At 46.9% G+C, this 21,047-nt stretch carries 19 protein-coding genes, 2 tRNA genes and 3 rRNA genes; 10 read left to right on the plus strand and 14 right to left on the minus strand.

The features are described 5' to 3' along the window. Positions 1-4: 4 nt before the first annotated feature. Entirely contained in the window at positions 5-808 is an 804-nt protein-coding gene (locus ACVLR6_RS02875) for a hypothetical protein (RefSeq protein ID WP_410169786.1), read from the minus strand. Between the two features lie 123 nt (positions 809-931). Here ACVLR6_RS02875 and gspE point away from each other — a divergent pair, with 123 nt between their 5' ends. Next, on the plus strand, positions 932-2,419 hold the full coding sequence (gspE, locus tag ACVLR6_RS02880; protein ID WP_104472732.1) for a type II secretion system ATPase GspE: 1,488 nt from the start codon (positions 932-934) through the stop codon (positions 2,417-2,419). Between the two features lie 37 nt (positions 2,420-2,456). Here gspE and ACVLR6_RS02885 read toward each other — a convergent pair whose 3' ends face one another. From ACVLR6_RS02885 to ACVLR6_RS02905, 5 genes are all read right to left on the minus strand, one after another. Beyond that, the gene (locus ACVLR6_RS02885) at positions 2,457-2,846 is read right to left on the minus strand and encodes a DUF4951 domain-containing protein (RefSeq protein WP_160243514.1); all 390 of its coding nucleotides are present in this window, start codon (positions 2,844-2,846) and stop codon (positions 2,457-2,459) included. A gap of 92 nt (positions 2,847-2,938) precedes the next feature. After that, a complete protein-coding gene (locus tag ACVLR6_RS02890; protein ID WP_005182522.1) occupies positions 2,939-3,763 on the minus strand; it encodes a carbon-nitrogen hydrolase family protein in 825 nt (274 codons plus the stop codon). A gap of 24 nt (positions 3,764-3,787) precedes the next feature. Continuing rightward, entirely contained in the window at positions 3,788-4,309 is a 522-nt protein-coding gene (gigB, locus tag ACVLR6_RS02895) for an anti-anti-sigma factor GigB (RefSeq protein ID WP_005182525.1), read from the minus strand. Positions 4,310-4,423: 114 nt separating this feature from the next. After that, a complete protein-coding gene (gene gigA / locus ACVLR6_RS02900; protein ID WP_160243513.1) occupies positions 4,424-5,392 on the minus strand; it encodes an RsbU family protein phosphatase GigA in 969 nt (322 codons plus the stop codon). A 104-nt stretch (positions 5,393-5,496) separates the two neighbouring features. Then, positions 5,497-6,414: an MlaA family lipoprotein gene (locus ACVLR6_RS02905; protein WP_127799102.1), complete on the minus strand. Its 918-nt coding sequence runs from the start codon at positions 6,412-6,414 to the stop codon at positions 5,497-5,499. Between the two features lie 547 nt (positions 6,415-6,961). Between ACVLR6_RS02905 and ACVLR6_RS02910 the strand changes: the two genes are divergently transcribed. The 6 genes from ACVLR6_RS02910 (at position 6,962) to ACVLR6_RS02935 (ending at position 12,821) form a co-directional block, all read left to right on the plus strand. Then, a 16S ribosomal RNA gene (locus ACVLR6_RS02910) occupies positions 6,962-8,498 on the plus strand. A gap of 61 nt (positions 8,499-8,559) precedes the next feature. Next, a tRNA-Ile gene (locus tag ACVLR6_RS02915) sits at positions 8,560-8,636 on the plus strand. Between the two features lie 63 nt (positions 8,637-8,699). After that, a tRNA-Ala gene (locus tag ACVLR6_RS02920) sits at positions 8,700-8,775 on the plus strand. A gap of 353 nt (positions 8,776-9,128) precedes the next feature. Next, positions 9,129-12,018 (plus strand): 23S ribosomal RNA (locus ACVLR6_RS02925). A 191-nt stretch (positions 12,019-12,209) separates the two neighbouring features. Beyond that, positions 12,210-12,324, plus strand: a 5S ribosomal RNA gene (gene rrf / locus ACVLR6_RS02930). Together the 16S, 23S and 5S rRNA genes with 2 tRNA genes alongside form the textbook arrangement of a ribosomal RNA operon. A 161-nt stretch (positions 12,325-12,485) precedes the next feature. Next, positions 12,486-12,821, plus strand: coding sequence for a hypothetical protein (locus ACVLR6_RS02935; protein WP_228277920.1), 336 nt, complete (start codon positions 12,486-12,488; stop codon positions 12,819-12,821). 472 nt (positions 12,822-13,293) lie between these two features. Here ACVLR6_RS02935 and ACVLR6_RS02940 read toward each other — a convergent pair whose 3' ends face one another. The 5 genes from ACVLR6_RS02940 to rplM form a co-directional block, all read right to left on the minus strand. After that, positions 13,294-13,947, minus strand: coding sequence for a hypothetical protein (locus tag ACVLR6_RS02940; RefSeq protein WP_104470664.1), 654 nt, complete (start codon positions 13,945-13,947; stop codon positions 13,294-13,296). Positions 13,948-13,968: 21 nt separating this feature from the next. Continuing rightward, positions 13,969-14,397 (minus strand): ClpXP protease specificity-enhancing factor, encoded by a 429-nt coding sequence (locus ACVLR6_RS02945; protein WP_160243511.1) that lies wholly within the window; start codon positions 14,395-14,397, stop codon positions 13,969-13,971. A 9-nt stretch (positions 14,398-14,406) separates the two neighbouring features. Next, complete coding sequence (locus ACVLR6_RS02950) at positions 14,407-15,060, minus strand: glutathione S-transferase N-terminal domain-containing protein (protein ID WP_104470663.1); 654 nt, start codon at positions 15,058-15,060, stop codon at positions 14,407-14,409. Between the two features lie 323 nt (positions 15,061-15,383). Beyond that, a complete protein-coding gene (gene rpsI, locus ACVLR6_RS02955; RefSeq protein WP_004785251.1) occupies positions 15,384-15,770 on the minus strand; it encodes a 30S ribosomal protein S9 in 387 nt (128 codons plus the stop codon). Between the two features lie 12 nt (positions 15,771-15,782). After that, a complete protein-coding gene (gene rplM, locus ACVLR6_RS02960; protein WP_004857442.1) occupies positions 15,783-16,211 on the minus strand; it encodes a 50S ribosomal protein L13 in 429 nt (142 codons plus the stop codon). 330 nt (positions 16,212-16,541) lie between these two features. Between rplM and pdxA the strand changes: the two genes are divergently transcribed. From pdxA to ACVLR6_RS02975, 3 genes are read left to right on the plus strand one after another with little or no spacing between them, the layout of a single operon-like run. Further along, complete coding sequence (gene pdxA, locus ACVLR6_RS02965; protein ID WP_160243510.1) at positions 16,542-17,510, plus strand: 4-hydroxythreonine-4-phosphate dehydrogenase PdxA; 969 nt, start codon at positions 16,542-16,544, stop codon at positions 17,508-17,510. A 30-nt stretch (positions 17,511-17,540) separates the two neighbouring features. Beyond that, positions 17,541-18,353, plus strand: a complete 813-nt coding sequence (rsmA, locus tag ACVLR6_RS02970; RefSeq protein ID WP_160243509.1) for a 16S rRNA (adenine(1518)-N(6)/adenine(1519)-N(6))-dimethyltransferase RsmA — start codon at positions 17,541-17,543, stop codon at positions 18,351-18,353. Between the two features lie 7 nt (positions 18,354-18,360). Further along, positions 18,361-19,203 carry a symmetrical bis(5'-nucleosyl)-tetraphosphatase gene (locus ACVLR6_RS02975; protein WP_160243508.1) on the plus strand — a complete coding sequence of 281 codons (843 nt, stop codon included), beginning with the start codon at positions 18,361-18,363 and terminating at the stop codon, positions 19,201-19,203. 137 nt (positions 19,204-19,340) lie between these two features. Here the strand turns inward: ACVLR6_RS02975 and ACVLR6_RS02980 are convergent, their stop codons facing one another. From ACVLR6_RS02980 to ACVLR6_RS02990, 3 genes are all read right to left on the minus strand, one after another. Further along, positions 19,341-19,790, minus strand: coding sequence for a DUF2147 domain-containing protein (locus ACVLR6_RS02980; protein ID WP_160243507.1), 450 nt, complete (start codon positions 19,788-19,790; stop codon positions 19,341-19,343). Positions 19,791-19,934: 144 nt separating this feature from the next. Further along, a complete protein-coding gene (locus tag ACVLR6_RS02985) occupies positions 19,935-20,384 on the minus strand; it encodes a DUF2147 domain-containing protein (protein WP_016659799.1) in 450 nt (149 codons plus the stop codon). Between the two features lie 153 nt (positions 20,385-20,537). After that, positions 20,538-20,984, minus strand: a complete 447-nt coding sequence (locus tag ACVLR6_RS02990) for a DUF2147 domain-containing protein (protein WP_075167922.1) — start codon at positions 20,982-20,984, stop codon at positions 20,538-20,540. Between the last annotated feature and the right edge of the window lie 63 nt (positions 20,985-21,047).

Genomic DNA, 21,047 nt, shown 5'->3' on the forward strand with positions numbered 1-21,047 from the left:
CTCCCTAGAAGAATGAATCAAACATATTAAATAAGGCCCCTGTGGTTTCACGTGGCGGATGCACATAAATCACTTCACCGGCATGCGGTGGGGTACGGTTTTCAATTCGTACCCGTGGTGGCCGGTCAGAGCCTTCGTGCAAGACTTTAATTTGCGAGGTACATAAACGTCCGGTACTTTCACTAAAAAATAGCGGCAGTGCCGGCACCGGTACATTCATCCGGTCAAAGCGCAATTGCTGGTTGCTGATATTATGAAACTCGATAGGCGTAATGGCACGAAAGGCGCGCGGGCGTAGCTGGTGCAGCTCGGTCCGGCCATCCACCGCGGTGGCATAACAGATTTCGCCATAACGGTGATTCGGTCCAAACCAGGTATCTTTGGGCAAAATCACCGGCAAATCAAAAATCGGCTCGCGCTGACCATCGACAAAACCGGCAATCCATAACGGGGTACTAATGTACAGCGTGCCACGCTGGCCAGCCGGAATATAAATCGGATCGACCGGTTTAATCACCACTGAACGGTCTGCCAGACGTGGCATCAGCTGGAGTTTGTTGGTGGTCGATTTGAACATGTAGCGTTCAATTTTCACCGGCTGCGGAAAGGAAAAATTCGGGTCATTGATGCGATGCCATTGCTGTTCATAGTCATACTGCACCTGCGGACGATGATATTCCAGACGCCACTCCTGCATGCCGCGTGTTAAACGAAACAGTAGGGAGCCAAATTGCCAGGCTTTGGGCTGATGCAGCTCAAACTCGTGTTCGCCCCACCATTTTAAATCGGGCAATTCATCATGATTCAGTAATTCATTCGGATGCGGCAAGGGCGTCTTCCTTTCAATTTAAAACCCTAAAAACAGACTTCACGCTGTCATAAGCTTAGAGTACACTCAAATGAGATTTTTTCATCATTATTATAATCGCTGATGCAAGTACTTAAACAATTACAAATTCCCTATAGTTTTGCAAAACGCCATGGCGTGCTGATTCGCTATGAGGGGGATCATGCTTTTATCGTGCGCCGTGAAAATACGCCGCTGCTGGCCATTCAGGAAGCACGCCGTTTTCTCGGGCATCCGGCCCAGTTCCAGTTATGTACCGATCAGGAATTTCATCAGCTGTTAAGCAGCAGTTTTGCCGGCGATACCGGGGAATCACAACAGGTTGCAGCAGGCCTGGAAGATCATCCGGATTTACTCAGTCTGGCCGACTCGGTGCCTGAAGCCGAAGATTTAATGGATCAGGAAGATGATGCGCCCATTGTCCGGCTGATTAATGCACTGCTGTCCGAAGCGATTCGGGTCGGTGCGTCGGATATTCATATTGAATCGTTTGAAAAACGCTTATCGGTGCGTTTGCGGGTAGATGGACAGTTGCGTGAAATTGTACAGCCGCGCCGTGAGCTGGCGCCGCTACTGGTATCGCGGATTAAAGTCATGGCCAAACTGGATATTGCTGAAAAGCGCATTCCGCAAGATGGCCGTATTTCACTGCGCCTGGCGGGCCGTGAAGTCGATGTACGGGTCTCAACCTTGCCATCTTCGCATGGTGAACGGGTGGTAATGCGTCTGCTGGATAAACAGGCCGGACGGCTGAACATGACCCATTTGGGCCTAATGCAAAATGATTATGACCGGCTAAAACAGCTGGTGCATCGTCCGCATGGCATTATCTTGGTGACTGGTCCAACCGGTTCGGGGAAAACCACCACCTTGTATGCAGCACTGTCGGACCTGAATGATGGCTCGAAAAATATTCTGACCGCTGAAGATCCGATTGAATATCAGCTGGAAGGGATTGGGCAAACCCAGGTCAACACCAAGGTCGATATGACTTTCGCCCGTGCTTTAAAAGCCATGCTGCGTCAGGACCCGGATGTGGTAATGGTCGGGGAAATCCGTGATCTGGAAACCGCAGAAATTGCGGTACAGGCTTCGCTGACTGGTCACCTGGTATTATCGACCTTGCACACCAATACTGCGATTGGCGCCGTAACCCGTTTAAAAGATATGGGCATTGAACCTTTCCTGCTGTCCAGTTCCCTGATTGGTGTGATTGCGCAGCGTCTGGTCCGAACCTTGTGCGCGCACTGCGCCACCTGGCATGATGCTGATGACTTTGAAAAAGAACTGTTTAAACCTGTCAGCAGTGCAGAGGTATTGCGCCTGCCGAAACCGAAAGGCTGTGAGCAGTGTGCGCATACCGGATTTACCGGTCGGACCGCCATTTATGAAATTGTGCCGGTAGATGATCACATGCGTCGCCTGATTCATGGCAATGCTGCAGAGTATGAACTGGAAAACTATGCGCGCCAGCAATCCGGTTCGATTCGTGAAGATGGTTTGCGTAAAGTACTGGCCGGTAAAACCACAGTCGAAGAAGTGTTACGTGTCACCAATGAAGCGGCAGACTAGCAGAGCTGTAGAGCCTGTTTAAAAAAATCGTCAGTCCCTACCACAGGCTGACGATTTTTTGCATTAAGAGGGCGCGTAAGGGTGCCGTCGGATTGCCGAGATTGCGCTGGCTTTCATGAGTATAAAATGCCTGCCAGGCCTGCACCATCTCCAGGGTTAAACCTTGAATTTGCATCTGATGCACATCGGCAGCTGTGATGGAATCTAAACGCGCTTGCGCACCTTCCGGACCGCTGCCCCAGCCAATTAGTCCTTGTCCAAAGGCCGGCAGTTTCATCTTGTTCGGTGTGGCTGGAACTGGTAGACGTGTCATCTCTGGATTGACCTGAGAGTGAACTACAGGACGCATTTTTTCAGAAATACTCAGCTCGGCCAAGGCCAGTGTTGAGCACAGTAGCCCCAGACTGGTGATCACGCTTTTAAACATCAGGATAATTTTTTGTTGAAAATAAGAATCATTATTATATTTGAGTTACAAGCCTACGTCGATAACAATATCAGCGAGATCAAGGGAAAGACTTAATAATTGACTAACACGCGATGCTGCATTAAAGGCATTGACTCGCGTACCTGTTGCTGTTCTTTCAGGTCAAATTCGACTGTAATCAGTTGCGCGCCTTCGTCCTGCACCATGGCCAGTAATTGTCCACGGGAATTGGTCGCACCAGAATGACCCCAGGTTTGACGTTTTTCGCCGTGCCAGCCTTGCTGGGCAGCACCTAAAACCTGACACTGACTGTCCATGGCACGTGCTTGTAGCAGCAGCTGCCAGTGCATCTGGCCAGTGGTGTAGGTAAAAGCAGAAGGTGCTGTCAGAAGATTGGCGCCTTGTGCACGCAGTTTTAGCGCCAGTTCCGGGAAACGTAGGTCATAGCAGACCATCAGGCCAATATTGCCAAATGGGGTTTTGGCCACCACAACGTCTTGGCCCGGTTCAAAGAATTTGGATTCCTGATAACCCCCGACGGCATCACCCACCTGTACATCAAACAGGTGAATCTTGTCATAACGGGCTTCGGTTTTTTCCGGACTGATACACAGGCTGACAGTACGTACCCGGCCATCTTCAATGACTGAACCATCCGGGCGGAATGGACACGGCAGGGTACCCGCCACAAGCCAGATTTGATGCTGATGGGCCAGTTGTTCCAGACGTTGTTGAATAGATTCAAACTGGGCTGCAGTTTCGCGCTGCTTGCCGGCAGCAAAACAGATAAAATTTTCAGGAAGAACCAGCAGTTCACTGCCGGCGGCTTTACTCTGCTGAATCAGCTGCTCGACTGTGTTGAAATTGGCTTCAATATCATTTTGCGAGTTCATCTGTGCAACAGAAACGAAAGTCATGCAGGCATTCTCCCAAACTGAAAATTATACGTTTTGCTGATTAGACACCTGTTCCAAGTTGTCCTGTTCTTTTTGTAGCTGTTTGACCAGGGGTTCAAACATATTCTGGTTGCTGTCGTTGAGTTTCATCAGGGTTTTGTGGGCATCCAGTACGGTCGACAGCATATTGCTATGCGTCACATGCTCTTCAATCAGGGCACGGGTGCAGACACTCGGATCGCCACAGTAATTCAGAATCACAAACACCTGCCCCAAGCCCATGCTATTGGCCAGTGTGGTGATGTCCGGATTGGTCGACAGCATAACCGCCTGAATCTGATGTACCTGTTTGAGTTTTAGCCCGAGTTTTGCTAAAACACCCAAAACCGTACTGTCAATAAATGTGGTTTGAGTTAAATCGACAATGGCGCCGACCACATTGGTTTGCTGTTCAATTTTACTGAGTAGTTTGTCTAAACTGATACAAGATTGGGCACGCACTTCGCCGATCAGCTTGAAAATATGCGTTCCATCCAAACTTGCGTATTCAACATGACCTGTTGACATATAAATGCCATTTGCAGAGAAGGATAGATAAAATTATCCCATAGGGACACCACAGACTCAAGTGTCTGCTATGGACATAAGTCTAAGGATGGTTTTAAGTGGTTGATTAAGTGATTAATTCAGTCGGCACAAACTGAGGATGGCAATATCGTCGGCCACGTGTTCTGGCGCTTTAAAGGACTGATTCTGCAAGTGATAGACCAGTTGTTCAAACTGTTCATTGAGTCCACCAACATAGGGTTCCAGCGCACCATCTGAACAGATAATAAAGCGCGCCTGACGTGACAGCACGCATTCATATTCTTCTACGTCCAGGTCTTCGGTCAGGCCCAACGGGAAGCTGCTGGTGTTTAAGATTTTCGGTGGCTGATTTGGCTCAAAGATAATCGCAGGCGGATAATGTCCGGCACTGGACCAGCGCAGCTGATGGGTTTCCAGGTTTAAAATCCCGCTAATCATGGTGATATGCTTTTCAATATTTTCCTGTACCAGCATCCCGTTGAGTTTTTTCAGTAACTCGCGCGGGGTTTTGGAACGACCATGAAAAGCCGCCATCCACGAGGTTAATAAACTGCTGGTTACCCCATGGCCGGACACATCGGCCAGATAAAAAATCAGCTCTTTGTCACTAATTTTCCAGTAATCAAACCAGTCGCCAGATAAATAGGCGGAAGGCTGAAACAGGGTTTCAATTTCATAATTGACCAGTTCAATTGGGTTTGGCAGTAAACGTTTTTGTAACTCTGCAGCCGAGGGTAAATCACGGCTGTCCTGATTGCGTTTATATTGCGCATCAATTTTAAGCAGGGCCTGCTGCGGCTCTGCTGGCAGTTTGCTCCAGATCCAGCCGGCCAGAGCGCCTTGTTCCCAGGCTTGCGACAGGGCCAGACCTTCATCTTCAAAGCCCAAAACAATGGTCGGTAAATTCCAGCGATGGGTTAAATAATCCTGTACATCGGCAATGGCAATGATGGTCTGATCATATAGGTCGATGTCATCTATGCGAATCATTTGCACACTGGGCAGTGTGTCAATCACCTGATCTAGATAGGGAATATCACGTGTGGGCTGAATGAAATACATAAATGTAGAATATAATCCTATGCGCTTTAGGGGATAGATGTACTATAACAATCAATGAATTACTAGGGGAAGTTGAACTTCCCGCCAGAAAGAAGTATTACAAATTATTCAGTGAGCGGTGCAACTGAATCAAAGTTTTCTTCATCTTCGATGTAGTCGTCTTCGACATCTTCAATAAATGAAATGCTCTCGGCCTCTAAGCCTTTTTTCTCGGCAATTTCAAAGTTTTTACGCTGCAGGTAAATATCACGAATAGCGGCATAGCGATCCCCTTGTAACACCTGTTCTACATCCAGAATCTGGGAACGGGCATCAATGCCGCGTAAAGCCTGCTCGGTCCAGTACAGTCCATCATGATCTTCTAGAATGTATTTTTGTGGACGGGCCTGACTGTCAACCAGACGGCTAAAACCATCACGGAAGGTACTTGGGCCAATAATCGGCAAAACCAGATACGGGCCAGACGGCACCCCGAAATAGCCTAAAGTGGTACCAAAATCCTCATCTTCAGTTTCCATTCCCAAACGACGGGCCGGATCAGCCAGACCTAAAGTGGTGATGGTATTTACGGTAAAACGGCCCAGCGTTTTTGCTGCTCTGAGCGGACGGCCCTGAATCAGCTGGTTCACTGCATTCCATGGTTCACCCAGGTTTTTACGGAAGTTACGATAAGAACCACGCACATCGCCAGGAACTTTTTCTGTATATTGCACAGCCAGCGGACGGGCGATATTGCGGTCTAACACATCATTTAAGGCATAGACCTGACGGTTTAAAGGTTGTAGTGGATCTTTAACACTTTCCGGTTGTGCGGCATTGGCATTCACTTTCAAATCTTGTGCTTTAATATTTTTCAGCTCTTTTAAGGATTCAAAGCGTGAAGGGGCTTTGCTGGTTGCTGCAGATGAGTCTGCTTCTGCTGTGGTGCGGGTAGAACTGTCTACTGCAGATTCATTGGCAAAAGCAGGGGAGGCCATCCCTAAAGTCAGCAGGCTAATCCATACATATTGTTGTTGACGCATAAAAGATCCTAGTGCTTTGAATACTGAAAGCAAAAAAGAGAAAGCAGAGTCATTCGACCCAGCGCACATTTTAAGAGAGTATTTAAACACTTTTGGCCGAAATTTATAGCTAAAAAAGGTGAAATGAATAAAAAATAATCGGATGATTAAATTTTTTTATCAAAGGGCTTGCAAGCGTAAATATTTCGCCTATAATGCACATCCATCGGCGGTGATGTTGATAAAAACTTGTTGATAAACAAGGATTTAGCTAAAATGGTTGAGTTCTGGTTTAGGTGGTAAGTTTAGAAATAAAATCAACATTGCATGTTGACTTTCTAAAAATAGAGAGTAATATAGCCGACCTAGCTTGATGCTGACGAAGCATCGAGAAGATCATTAAGAGATTATGAAGAACAACTTGTGTGGATTTTTACTGGTTGATTAATCGAATATATTTTCATTAATTGATTGGTTTAAATTACTCGAAGTTTATTTGAGCGAAATTTAAGTCAGAAAATTGATGAGCCAAGTTTAAGAGTTTTACTTATAAAACTCGAAATGATTTTAACTGAAGAGTTTGATCATGGCTCAGATTGAACGCTGGCGGCAGGCTTAACACATGCAAGTCGAGCGGAGCGAGGGTGCTTGCACCTTAGCTTAGCGGCGGACGGGTGAGTAATGCTTAGGAATCTGCCTATTAGTGGGGGACAACATTCCGAAAGGGATGCTAATACCGCATACGCCCTACGGGGGAAAGCAGGGGATCTTCGGACCTTGCGCTAATAGATGAGCCTAAGTCGGATTAGCTAGTTGGTGGGGTAAAGGCCTACCAAGGCGACGATCTGTAGCGGGTCTGAGAGGATGATCCGCCACACTGGGACTGAGACACGGCCCAGACTCCTACGGGAGGCAGCAGTGGGGAATATTGGACAATGGGGGGAACCCTGATCCAGCCATGCCGCGTGTGTGAAGAAGGCCTTTTGGTTGTAAAGCACTTTAAGCGAGGAGGAGGCGCTCTAGGCTAATACCCTAGATGCGTGGACGTTACTCGCAGAATAAGCACCGGCTAACTCTGTGCCAGCAGCCGCGGTAATACAGAGGGTGCGAGCGTTAATCGGATTTACTGGGCGTAAAGCGCGCGTAGGTGGCTAATTAAGTCAAATGTGAAATCCCCGAGCTTAACTTGGGAATTGCATTCGATACTGGTTAGCTAGAGTATGGGAGAGGATGGTAGAATTCCAGGTGTAGCGGTGAAATGCGTAGAGATCTGGAGGAATACCGATGGCGAAGGCAGCCATCTGGCCTAATACTGACACTGAGGTGCGAAAGCATGGGGAGCAAACAGGATTAGATACCCTGGTAGTCCATGCCGTAAACGATGTCTACTAGCCGTTGGGGCCTTTGAGGCTTTAGTGGCGCAGCTAACGCGATAAGTAGACCGCCTGGGGAGTACGGTCGCAAGACTAAAACTCAAATGAATTGACGGGGGCCCGCACAAGCGGTGGAGCATGTGGTTTAATTCGATGCAACGCGAAGAACCTTACCTGGCCTTGACATACAGAGAACTTTCCAGAGATGGATTGGTGCCTTCGGGAACTCTGATACAGGTGCTGCATGGCTGTCGTCAGCTCGTGTCGTGAGATGTTGGGTTAAGTCCCGCAACGAGCGCAACCCTTTTCCTTACTTGCCAGCATTTCGGATGGGAACTTTAAGGATACTGCCAGTGACAAACTGGAGGAAGGCGGGGACGACGTCAAGTCATCATGGCCCTTACGGCCAGGGCTACACACGTGCTACAATGGTCGGTACAAAGGGTTGCTACACAGCGATGTGATGCTAATCTCAAAAAGCCGATCGTAGTCCGGATTGGAGTCTGCAACTCGACTCCATGAAGTCGGAATCGCTAGTAATCGCGGATCAGAATGCCGCGGTGAATACGTTCCCGGGCCTTGTACACACCGCCCGTCACACCATGGGAGTTTGTTGCACCAGAAGTAGGTAGTCTAACCTTAGGGAGGACGCTTACCACGGTGTGGCCGATGACTGGGGTGAAGTCGTAACAAGGTAGCCGTAGGGGAACCTGCGGCTGGATCACCTCCTTAACGAAAGATTGACGATTGGTAAGAATCCACAACAAGTTGTTCTTCATGACGATGTATCTGAGGGTCTGTAGCTCAGTTGGTTAGAGCACACGCTTGATAAGCGTGGGGTCACAAGTTCAAGTCTTGTCAGACCCACCACTAACGACAAGCAAGCAATTGCAGAGCGAATAGAAATCAGAACATTGACTTAAATGATAAGCTGGGGACTTAGCTTAGTTGGTAGAGCGCCTGCTTTGCACGCAGGAGGTCAGGAGTTCGACTCTCCTAGTCTCCACCATAGATTATAGAGCTTAGTAAGTTTATGCTTATTAATCTCTGTGATTTATCACAGTTGACTGCAGTCCGACGAGGATGCAGTGAATCATTAACAGATTGGCAAAATTGAGTCTGAAATAAATTGTTCACTCAATCAATATACGTTAACGCGTTGTTATGACGGGTTGATGAACGTAGATTGAATTGAGAACTAGCAAATTAACTGAATCAAGCGTTTTGGTATATGAATTTAGATTGAAGCTGTACGGTGCTTAAGTGCACGGGACTTCGAACTGTAGATTAAATAGATAATTGATTGTCTATTTAATTGTCTTAATCCTACTTGTAGGGATTAACGACTGTTTGGGGTTGTATAGTCAAGTAATTAAGTGCATGTGGTGGATGCCTTGGCAGTCAGAGGCGAAGAAAGACGTGATAGCCTGCGAAAAGCTCCGGGGAGGCGGCAAATATCCTTTGATCCGGAGATTTCTGAATGGGGAAACCCACTTACCATAAGGTAGGTATCAATACATGAATACATAGTGTATTGAGGCGAACGAGGGGAAGTGAAACATCTCAGTACCCTTAGGAAAAGAAATCAATTGAGATTCCCTCAGTAGCGGCGAGCGAAAGGGGAACAGCCCATTAAGTTATGTGTGTTTTAGTGGAATGCTCTGGGAAGTGCAACCATAGTGGGTGATAGTCCTGTACACGAAAGGGCACACATAATGATGACGAGTAGGGCGAGGCACGTGAAACCTTGTCTGAATATGGGGGGACCATCCTCCAAGGCTAAATACTCCTGACTGACCGATAGTGAACCAGTACCGTGAGGGAAAGGCGAAAAGAACCCCTGTGAGGGGAGTGAAATAGATCCTGAAACCGCATGCATACAAGCAGTGGGAGCCGACTTGTTCGGTGACTGCGTACCTTTTGTATAATGGGTCAGCGACTTACATTCAGTAGCAAGGTTAACCGCATAGGGGAGCCGTAGGGAAACCGAGTCTTAATAGGGCGTATAGTTGCTGGGTGTAGACCCGAAACCAGGCGATCTATCCATGAGCAGGTTGAAGGTTGGGTAACACTAACTGGAGGACCGAACCCACTGTCGTTGAAAAGCCAGGGGATGACTTGTGGATAGGGGTGAAAGGCTAATCAAGCCTGGTGATAGCTGGTTCTCCCCGAAAGCTATTTAGGTAGCGCCTCGGACGAATACCATTGGGGGTAGAGCACTGTTTCGGCTAGGGGGTCATCCCGACTTACCAAACCGATGCAAACTCCGAATACCGATGAGTACTATCCGGGAGACAGACTGCGGGTGCTAACGTCCGTAGTCAAGAGGAAAACAATCCAGACCGCCAGCTAAGGCCCCAAAATCATAGTTAAGTGGGAAACGATGTGGGAAGGCATAGACAGCTAGGAGGTTGGCTTAGAAGCAGCCACCCTTTAAAGAAAGCGTAATAGCTCACTAGTCGAGTCGGCCTGCGCGGAAGATGTAACGGGGCTAAAACTATGTGCCGAAGCTGCGGATGTATACATTGTATACGTGGTAGGGGAGCGTTCTGTAAGCCGATGAAGGTAGATTGAGAAGTCTGCTGGAGGTATCAGAAGTGCGAATGCTGACGTGAGTAACGACAAAACGGGTGAAAAACCCGTTCGCTGAAAGACCAAGGGTTCCAGTCCAACGTTAATCGGGGCTGGGTGAGTCGACCCCTAAGGCGAGGCCGAGAGGCGTAGTCGATGGGAAATTGGTTAATATTCCAATACTTCAGTGTAATGCGATGAGAGGACGGAGAAGGTTAAGTCAGCCTGGCGTTGGTTGTCCAGGTGGAAGGCTGTAGGCATGCATCTTAGGCAAATCCGGGGTGCTCTATGCTGAGAGCTGATAGCAAGCTAGTTTACTAGCGAAGTGGCTGATACCATGCTTCCAGGAAAAGTCTCTAAGCTTCAGTTACACTGGAATCGTACCCGAAACCGACACAGGTGGTCAGGTCGAGTAGACCAAAGCGCTTGAGAGAACTCTGCTGAAGGAACTAGGCAAAATGGTACCGTAACTTCGGGAGAAGGTACGCTGTTGACGGTGATGGGACTTGCTCCCTGAGCGGTTGACAGCCGCAGAAACCAGGCCGCTGCAACTGTTTATTAAAAACATAGCACTCTGCAAACACGAAAGTGGACGTATAGGGTGTGATGCCTGCCCGGTGCTGGAAGGTTAATTGATGGGGTTAGCGTAAGCGAAGCTCTTGATCGAAGCCCCAGTAAACGGCGGCCGTAACTATAACGGTCCTAAGGTAGCGAAATTCCTTGTCGGGTAAGTTCCGACCTGCACGAATGGCATAATGATGGCGGCGCTGTCTCCAGCAGAGGCTCAGTGAAATCGAAATCGCTGTGAAGATGCAGTGTACCCGCGGCTAGACGGAAAGACCCCGTGAACCTTTACTGCAGCTTGACATTGAACTTTGACCTTACTTGTGTAGGATAGGTGGGAGGCTTTGAAGTTGGAACGCCAGTTCCAATGGAGCCGTCCTTGAAATACCACCCTGGTAATGTTGAGGTTCTAACTCTGTCCCGTGATCCGGGACGAGGACCATGTCTGGTGGGTAGTTTGACTGGGGCGGTCTCCTCCTAAAGAGTAACGGAGGAGTACGAAGGTGCGCTCAGCGTGGTCGGAAATCACGCGTAGAGTATAAAGGCAAAAGCGCGCTTAACTGCGAGACCCACAAGTCGAGCAGGTACGAAAGTAGGTCTTAGTGATCCGGTGGTTCTGTATGGAAGGGCCATCGCTCAACGGATAAAAGGTACTCTGGGGATAACAGGCTGATACCGCCCAAGAGTTCATATCGACGGCGGTGTTTGGCACCTCGATGTCGGCTCATCTCATCCTGGGGCTGAAGCAGGTCCCAAGGGTATGGCTGTTCGCCATTTAAAGAGGTACGCGAGCTGGGTTTAGAACGTCGTGAGACAGTTCGGTCCCTATCTACCGTGGGCGCTGGAAATTTGAGAGGATCTGCTCCTAGTACGAGAGGACCAGAGTGGACGAACCTCTGGTGTACCGGTTGTGACGCCAGTCGCATCGCCGGGTAGCTATGTTCGGAAGGGATAACCGCTGAAAGCATCTAAGCGGGAAGCCTACCTCAAGATAAGATTTCCCTAGGAATTTATTCCTCTAAAGAGCCGTTCGAGACTAGGACGTTGATAGGTTGGGTGTGGAAGCATAGCGATATGTGAAGCTGACCAATACTAATTGCTCGTGAGGCTTGACTATACAACACCCAAACAGTTGTTGTATCAAGCTGAATTCTAAACTAATCCTTGATTTAGTTAATGCGACACAATAAAATTCAGACCCAATAGCCAATCCGTTAATAACTCATTTGGAACAAAGTAAGGCATTACATGCAAAAGCATCAAGCTTAAGCAAAGTAACTAAGACCCGAACAAGTCCATAACAGTTGTGCTGGCGACAATAGCAAGAGTGAACCACCTGATCCCTTCCCGAACTCAGAAGTGAAACCTCTTAGCGCTGATGGTAGTGTGGGGTTACCCATGTGAGAGTAAGTCATCGCCAGCTCATTAATTCAAAATCCCCCGAGCAAAAGCTTGGGGGATTTTTTTATACTTTTAATAAAGTTATAGTGCTTCAATATAAATAAAATTATTAAAAAATAACCCATGTATAGAAAATTTTATCCCCGCTATTTGCTGTTAAATATTTGCATTTCAGTCATTTTCGTGGCTATTGGTATGTATCCTGAGCATATATTATTGAACTACTGGATGGTGGTAATACATTGGATTCTCGGAATTGTGCTGATGCATATATTGATTATCCGTTTACCGGTTTTTAATCGCTTTTATATTAATCGAAAAAAATTACATTATTCTATTGTACAAACCCCAATATATAAGCATGCAGAGTATAAGGCAGCACCCGTAATGTCTGGATTAGTGGTCTTTGGCTTGGTGTGTACCGTGTTATATGTATTCAACATGACAGAGTTTTATGTTGAATATGCGTTTATTGCAGGCTTATCTACAGGAAATATGAGTTTTTATTATGCTCCCTAAACCATCTCTAAGGCTCATTGAACTGCCGTAGCAGCATGCTTTAATACGTCCTTTAAGTCTTCTTCAAGGGGTGATAGGGGGTTAAGTAAGAATCTCAAGATCATACCTTCACCATCTAGCAAGTTGAACGGTATTTATTTTCGTGGTGAGTGTAATGGTAGAGTTGCTGTAGAAAATAAAGAACAGATAAAAAGAAACCCCATCATCCTGACGGGGTTTCTTCGTATTTCGTGCTTTAGGTATAACTCCTGTCGTACCTCACGATCCTGGTGTACAAACTTATTATTGTTGTTTTCCGTTTGGGAAACATCCTGTTTCCTGATGAATTTAGAATACGAAAATTCTGTGTGTACGCCTAGCCTCAATTATCTTCATTCAATGTAAGCCAAAACGTACAAGGAGACTGAACTATTTATTGGAAAATTTCAGCCATAAAAAACCGCCTATGTCAGGCGGTTTGGAATCAGACTGCTTAAGCAAACATTTGGCTTGCTGCGCAATATAGAATCCATAGAATCGCGATCGCTACGACTGGTTCCAGAACTTTGGCCCAGCCTGGAACAGTCGGTTCTGCTGCGACTGTGCTTTCTACCGGTGCATGATCGGCTTGTTGATGTAACATTTGATTAAACTCCTTCATCGTATCATCTAATGATAGCTCTTCTTGGGGAAGGGGTTTAGAGCCCTTTAACTCTGTTAGCTCGTTTGTTGACCAAACCCAATCATCTGCCTGACCTGACAGATGTTCAATTTGACCCTGTAGTAGCTCTTTTAAGCCATTGCTGCCGAAGTTACCGGTTTCATCTAACTGTTTTAATTCGGTCAGTTGCAGGCTTAAAATTTCACTAATACTGTGTTCGAGTTCTGGCTTAGGCAGTTCAGACTGGTTGTGTACCGAAGTGGTCAGATGACGGGACACTTCCTGAATATACAGCGGATCGAGGGTCTTGATTTCCTGATAGAGCTTATTGTCATCTTCGCGCCACAGACGAATCAGTTTGCCTAGAGTTAGCGCATTGAGTTCCTGGATATATGCATTGCGGCTATCAGCATCGTACTGCTGCAAAAGCTGAGGCTTTTGAATTTTAACCTGATCGCTAAAGTATTGTACTAAATCAAAAGCCATGCATTTACTCCTATTTCTTTTTTAATCTAATAATCTTAGGCTTGGTTTTTTCTTTGGTGTTTCAGTTTGTCCCTCTGTGCTTGATTTTAAAGCATTTGGATCATTTTGGATATGTTCATATTCACTTGGATCAAAGAATAAACCCTGGCCATTTTCGCGAGCATAAATCCCCAAAACTGCAGCAATGGGTACATAAATATCGCGTGCTACGCCACCAAAGCGCGCCGAAAAGCTGATGGCATCATTGGAGATGTGCAAGCCATGGACTGCATGTGGCACGATATTTAACACAATCTGGCCATCCTGAATGAACTGCTCGGGCACCATGGTGTTGGGTTGGGTGGCATCGACCAGAATATGCGGTGTAAGCTGGTTGTCGCAAATCCATTCATAAATGGCACGCACCAGATAGGGACGGGTTGGGCTTAAGTTGAGTTCCTGTTCAGACATATCTACTCTCTACTTATTTATTAAAAATTCGCTATAGCGGTTTTTTTCCTGCACGGTTAAGGATTTTACAAATGCAGGGCGACTAAAAATTCGCTGGCAATATAAATGAATCGGGCGGCAATGCTGTTTTGGCAGTTCAATGCCCATGGCTTTCAAGCGCAGGAAAATTGGGGCCAGCATACAATCCAGGATGCCAAAGTTTTCCGCCATAAAATAAGGGAAATGCTGAAATAATGGTGTGAGTGAGACCAGTGTATCACGAAGCTGCTTTTGTGCCTTGGCCTGTGCTGCGCTATTCAGGGTGTCTTCATGGCAAAGCAGGATATCGGCCAGCTTTAGCCAGTCCTGCTCAAAACGCCAGATGTATTGGCGCTGCTCTGCGCGGGGTGCTGGTGCATCGGCATAGAGCTTGTTTTGCCGGTAGCGGTCATCAACATATTCGGAAATAATTGGGGCATGGAACAGTTTTAAATCTTGCTCTACCAGCATGGGTAAGCGATTATAAGGATTCAGGCTGGCTAAATCTTCATCTTCATGGTCGACCAGGACCAGATGATATTTAATATTCTTCTCAGCCAGTACCAGGCGAATCCAGTGCGAGCGGAAATCGTCTGCATGACTGTATAGTGTAATTCCCTGTAGCGGTGTATTTTCCAAGGACATAAATCAGTAAGCAGCAAAATGAATCAGTTAGGATACTAAAATTCAACCTAAAAAGCACGAAGCGAAAAAGGATGAATCGGGTGAAAATGGGTTAGATTATAAAAAAATAACAGGAGCGGCGCAGTATGATGATAAAACTTGTGTTTCTGATGTTCTGCTTAGGAATTGGGGTAGTGAACTATTATTTCAGCAAGGCCTTCTGGCTGCATGAGGGCAGTTGGGGTAAAGATGTACCTGAACAATAAATTCCTTTATCTTTAAAATAACAGCCAATAAAAAAGCCTTGGATAAACCAAGGCTTTTTGTCCAACTCGGTAAACGAATTAACGTTTAGAGAATTGAGGACGTTTACGTGCTTTACGTAAACCAAGTTTCTTACGTTCAACTTCACGAGCGTCACGAGTAACGAAACCAGCTTGACGAAGAGCAGGTTTTAAAGTCTCGTCAGAAGCGATTAATGCACGAGTAATACCGTGACGGATCGCGCCTGCTTGACCACCGATACCACCACCAGCAACAGTGATGTAAAGGTCATATTTTTCAGTTGCTTCAAGAAGCTCTAAAGGTTGACGAACAACCATACGAGCAGTTTCACGACCGAAATATTGCTCTAATGAACGGTTGTTGATCACGAGTTTACCAGTACCAGCAGATAAGAAAACACGTGCAGTTGCGGTCTTACGGCGACCTGTACCATAGTTAGTAGCCATGTGCTGTATCCCTTAGATATCCAAAACTTGTGGCTGTTGAGCAGTATGAGGATGCTCGCTACCAGCGTACACTTTCATTTTCTTGATCATTGCATAACCAAGAGGACCTTTTGGCAACATGCCTTTCACAGCGCGTTGGAAGATTTCTTCAGGTTTGTGAGCAACTAACTTTTCAAAGTTAGTTTCTTTTAAACCGCCTGGGAATTCAGTGTGGCGATAGTATTTTTTGTCAAGTGACTTGTTACCAGTTACTTGAACTTGTTCAGCGTTGATAACAACGATGTAGTCACCAGTGTCAACGTGAGGAGTATAAGAAGTCTTATGCTTACCGCGTAAACGACGAGCGATTTCAGTCGCAAGACGACCTAAAGTTTTGCCAGAAGCATCAACAACGTACCAGTCGTGTTGAACTTCAGCTGGCTTAGCGCTGAGAGTTTTCATTAAACCACTACCTATTATAGTTGGTTTGGACGGTGAATCAGTCCAAACAAAAAGGAGACGAGATTCTAAACGAAATTGTCGAGAACCACAATGAAAATATAAAATTTCAAGCGCTGTATTTTAATCAAAATCCTGAGAAAAGAAAAGACTTGCCAAGAACATCCATCTGCCGTGCCTAGTACTGATCAACTTTCAGCTAAATATCCGCCTTCAAAAGCAGTTTAGATTGCCCCAAAACCGGCCAATCTGCCCGAATCTTCAGCAGAATTCACGGCCGCTGCGGTCAAAGTCTGCTTATAATGGGAGATGCCTTATTGTTTAGGATCAATCATGCTGCCTTTATATGTGACCAGTGGTGAACCTGCCGGCATTGGCCCGGATATTTGTCTGCATCTTGCCGACCGTGTAGATGAGCGTCCCGTTGTGGTTCTGGCCGATCTGGCCATGCTGGCCCAGCGTGCGCAAGTGTTGAAGATGCCGGTAGAACTGATTGAATACAGCGGGCAAACTGCTTCTTCAGAAAAAGGGCAGCTCTATGTCGAGCATGTGCCTTTACAGCAAGCTGTGGTGATGGGCGAGCTGAATCCGCAAAATGCCGCTTATGTGTTGGAACAGCTACGTCGTTCGGCCGATTATGCCATGTCGGGCAAAAGTGTCGGGGTAGCGACTGCGCCGGTACAGAAGTCAGTCATCAATGACGCTGGTATAGCCTTTAGTGGCCATACCGAATATTACCAGGAGTTTGCGGGCGTGCCGCGCGTGGTGATGATGCTGGCCACCAAAACCCTAAGAGTGGCCCTGGCCACTACGCATTTACCGCTGCGTGCAGTGGCTGATGCGATTACCGCTGAACGTCTGCATCAGGTGATTGATATTCTCATCCACGATTTAAAATCCAAATTTAAAATTGAGCAGCCGAATATTCTGGTCTGTGGTTTAAATCCGCATGCCGGTGAGGGCGGTTATTTGGGCATGGAAGAAATTGAGGTGATTAATCCGGTGCTGGAAAGCTATCGCGCGCAGGACATCCAGATGAGTTTAAGCCTGCCGGCTGATACCTTATTTACTCCGGAAAACCTAAAAGATGCCGATGCGGTTCTGGCGATGTATCACGATCAGGGCTTACCTGTGCTAAAATCGCAAGGCTTTGGTGAAGCCATCAATATTACTTTGGGCTTGCCGTTTATTCGCACTTCAGTTGATCATGGCACAGCACTCTCCCTCGCAGGCAGCGGTCTTGCGAAAAGCTCAAGCCTGAATGTGGCTGTTGATTTGGCGCTGGATTTAGCGCGTCACTGATCTTGTCTTTATTACACGTTGGAAATCTTTATGTATCAGATTAATGCCTTAAACCCGAAAGATGAAGGGCACCACACGCGCAAGCGTTTTGGTCAAAACTTTTTACATGACCAACGTGTGATTGCGAAAATTGTACGCTCGGTCAATCCGCGTCCGGGCGATAATATTGTTGAAATTGGCCCGGGTCTGGCGGCCTTAACTTCACCATTAATTGGTGAATGTGATGCCTTGACCGTGGTGGAACTGGACCGTGATCTGGCTGCCGGTTTGCCGGGGCGTGTGCCACATCCGGAACGTTTAACCATTATTGAAACCGATGCGCTGAAATATGATTTTAGCAATCTGTTTGAAGATGACCGTCCACTCCGTGTGGTGGGTAACCTGCCGTATAACATTTCGACCCCACTGTTGTTCCATCTCTTGGAGTTTGGTGACAAAGTCAAAGACATGCACTTCATGCTGCAAAAAGAAGTGGTCGACCGGATTACTGCTGCGCCAAATACCAAAGAATACGGCCGTTTGTCGGTGATGATTCAGTATTACTGCAAACCAACTTTCCTGTTTGAAGTGCCACCGGGCTCTTTTAACCCGCCACCAAAAGTGACTTCTGCGGTGTTTCGTTTAGAGCCGTATGAGGTGAAACCGATTGTGGCAAAAAATGAAAAGGCTTTATCACGTCTGGTTTCGCATGTGTTTACCCAGCGTCGTAAGACCTTGCGCAATAGCTTAAAAGGTATGCTGGCTGAAGATGGTTTTGAAAAAGCCGGTGTCGATCCGATGGCGCGTCCGGAAACCCTGACCCTGGCCAAATTTGTGGCTTTGGCAGATCAAATGGTGGTGTAAAACAACGATGGCACGTTATAACTATGTGATTGGCGATGTACAGGGCTGTTTTGAAGCCCTGAAAGCCTTGCTCAAGGAAATCCGCTTTGATCCGGATCAGGACTTTATCTGGTTTGCCGGTGATCTGGTGGCACGTGGTGAAAACTCGCTTGGCGTGTTGCGTTTTGTCAAAAAGCTGGCCGATCGTGGTGTTGCCACCACAGTGCTGGGCAATCATGACCTGACCTTGCTGGCTGGTGCGCGTGGCCTGAAAGAGATTAAAGACAAAGACCAGACCCGCGATGTGATTGATGCCATCGACAGCGATGAATTGATTGACTGGTTACGCAAGCAGCCGTTATGTGTCTGTCCGAATGAATCGACCATCATTACCCATGCCGGTATTCCGCATTTGTGGAGTGCGGAAAAAACTCAGGCGCTGGCCAAAGAAGTTGAAGCGGTGATTCAGCATGACGATTTTGCGGTGATGGATCATTTTCTGGCCGAGATGTTTGGCAAAGAGCCAGCCCTCTGGTCAGATGATTTGCAAGGCAATGAACGCTTACGCTGTATCGTCAACTATTTAACCCGCATGCGCCTGACCGATGCAGAAGGACGCCTGGAGTTCAGTTTTAAAGACAGTCTGGATGATCCGATGCCGGCCGGGTTTAAACCGTGGTTTGAATATGCTTCGGCTGCGGCTGAAACGCATAAGATTATTTTTGGGCACTGGGCCGCGCTGCAAGGCAAAACCATTTCCGCCCAGATTCAGAATGTTGATGGAGGCTGTGTCTGGGGGCATCAACTGGTGGCTTACCGTCTGGAAGATGACACGATTTTTCAGGTTGATAACCCGCTGGCTGATTTCTAACTACAATCGCCATAAAAAAGCCACATTATGATGTGGCTTTTTTTGTCTGTACTGATTGGTCTTTGTCTGTACTGATTGGTCTTTGTCTGTACTGATTGGTCTTTGTCTGTACTGATTGGTCTTTGTCGATGTGCAGCTTAGTCGATACGAATCCAGGTCTGATTGCGTCCCAGCGCAGACACCCCAAGATTGGCTCTTAAAGTCAGGCGTCTTTTACTGCTGTTTAAACGGATTTTGGCATTATAGATTTTGCCAGCCAGCGGATCGATAACACGTCCGTGGTTATAGGTGCCGGTGCCTGCAACATGCTTAAGGCCTTGCAGGATTTTCATCCCTAAAATGGGCTGGTTGGTAAACGGTGCAGGGCAGTTCTGGCAGAGTTCGCGTGCCTGATAGCCGGGACGAGGTGTGACTTTCACAATAGTGCCGCTATAACTTTTATCGGCTTCCTGGCGAATCTGGATAATGGCTTTGGCCGCACCGGTTTTATCATCAATCTGCTGCCAGGTACCAGACAGATCATCGGCCCAGACATTGCTGCTCAAGAGCGTTCCGGTCGCCATCGTCAGCAATAATTTCTTCAACATAATTAACCCTGTTGCATCCCCTTGTTTTTAGAGGCTGCTATATTAGGTTAATTACTCCAGGAGTCAATAAAAGCCTTACCAGAACTGGGATTAGCGCAAAAACAAAGCCACAAATGTGGCTTCGTTAACAGATTAAAAACGGACTTATTCCATACGAATCCAGGTCTGGCTACGGCCAAGTGCCGATACGCCGATATAGCCGCGCAGGGTCAGACGCTTGCCAGTTGAATTCATCCGGATTCTGGCGTTATAGATTTTTCCTGCCAGCGGATCGATAACCCGGCCTTTTTCATAATTGTTGGTGCCTTCAACATGCTTCAGGCCTTTTAAGATTTCCATGCCCAGAATTGGCTGGTTGGTATACGGCGCAGGGCAGTTATTACAGGTTTCACGTGGCGTATAGCCCGGACGTGGAGTCACTTTAATGATTTTACCGGTATAGGTATTGTTGGCTTCTTTGCGTATTTCAATAATTGCTTTGGCAGAGCCGGTTTTATCATCAATTTGTTGCCAGACGCCACTTAGGTCATTGGCGAATGCTGCAGTTGAGAATAACAGGCTAGTGAATGCGGTGAGTAAAATATTCTTTTTCATTTCAATTCCTTTACCGGGTACAACTTTTATTTTTTATCCCTGTTTTCAGGTATAAGACCTGTGACGCAGAGAGTCAACCCTTATTTTTATAAATTTCTATTTTTCAACGTATTAGTAGAACATGCCACCTCCTGTGGCATGTTCGCATGTAGCTTAGTCTGCTTTAATCCAGGTTTGGCTACGGCCAAGCGCAGATACGCCGACATAACCTCTGAGGGTTAGACGTTTACCGTTGCTGCTCAATTTGGCTTTGGTGCTGTAAATATTGCCAGACAGCGGATCAATAATCTTGCCGCCGCTATAGTTGAGTTTGCCTTTATACGCCAGTCCTTTTAGTACATCCATGCCTAAAATTGGTTGGTTGGTATAGGGTGCAGGGCAGTCCACACAGGTGGTTTTCGGGGTATAACCCGGACGCGGTGTAATTTTGACAATTTTAGCGGTATAGGTGCCATTGGCTTCTTGACGAATCTCTAAAATGGCTTTGGATGAACCGGTTTTATCATCAATATTGCGCCAGGTACCGGAGAGATCTTCCGCGAAAATGCCGGCACTGAATGTGGCTGCCAGAAGTGCCACTGTATATTTAAATTTCCCCATGTTTCTATCCCTTTAATACACTTCAAAAAATTCAATTTTCATCTTAAGAATATTTTTTCATCA

It is taken from the genome of Acinetobacter sp. T63 (assembly GCF_053852345.1).

Coding starts and splice junctions, on each gene's coding strand:
- gigB (WP_005182525.1), bottom strand. CDS start 4,309: ATGTCAACAGGTCATGTTGAATACGCAAGTTTGGATGGAACGCATATT.
- ACVLR6_RS02985 (WP_016659799.1), bottom strand. CDS start 20,384: ATGAAAAAGAATATTTTACTCACCGCATTCACTAGCCTGTTATTCTCA.
- ACVLR6_RS02990 (WP_075167922.1), bottom strand. CDS start 20,984: ATGGGGAAATTTAAATATACAGTGGCACTTCTGGCAGCCACATTCAGT.
- ACVLR6_RS02940 (WP_104470664.1), bottom strand. CDS start 13,947: ATGGCTTTTGATTTAGTACAATACTTTAGCGATCAGGTTAAAATTCAA.
- gspE (WP_104472732.1), top strand. CDS start 932: ATGCAAGTACTTAAACAATTACAAATTCCCTATAGTTTTGCAAAACGC.
- ACVLR6_RS02980 (WP_160243507.1), bottom strand. CDS start 19,790: ATGTTGAAGAAATTATTGCTGACGATGGCGACCGGAACGCTCTTGAGC.
- ACVLR6_RS02885 (WP_160243514.1), bottom strand. CDS start 2,846: ATGTTTAAAAGCGTGATCACCAGTCTGGGGCTACTGTGCTCAACACTG.
- ACVLR6_RS02950 (WP_104470663.1), bottom strand. CDS start 15,060: ATGTCCTTGGAAAATACACCGCTACAGGGAATTACACTATACAGTCAT.
- rpsI (WP_004785251.1), bottom strand. CDS start 15,770: ATGGCTACTAACTATGGTACAGGTCGCCGTAAGACCGCAACTGCACGT.
- gigA (WP_160243513.1), bottom strand. CDS start 5,392: ATGTATTTCATTCAGCCCACACGTGATATTCCCTATCTAGATCAGGTG.
- rsmA (WP_160243509.1), top strand. CDS start 17,541: ATGTATCAGATTAATGCCTTAAACCCGAAAGATGAAGGGCACCACACG.
- ACVLR6_RS02945 (WP_160243511.1), bottom strand. CDS start 14,397: ATGTCTGAACAGGAACTCAACTTAAGCCCAACCCGTCCCTATCTGGTG.
- ACVLR6_RS02890 (WP_005182522.1), bottom strand. CDS start 3,763: ATGACTTTCGTTTCTGTTGCACAGATGAACTCGCAAAATGATATTGAA.
- rplM (WP_004857442.1), bottom strand. CDS start 16,211: ATGAAAACTCTCAGCGCTAAGCCAGCTGAAGTTCAACACGACTGGTAC.
- pdxA (WP_160243510.1), top strand. CDS start 16,542: ATGCTGCCTTTATATGTGACCAGTGGTGAACCTGCCGGCATTGGCCCG.
- ACVLR6_RS02905 (WP_127799102.1), bottom strand. CDS start 6,414: ATGCGTCAACAACAATATGTATGGATTAGCCTGCTGACTTTAGGGATG.
- ACVLR6_RS02975 (WP_160243508.1), top strand. CDS start 18,361: ATGGCACGTTATAACTATGTGATTGGCGATGTACAGGGCTGTTTTGAA.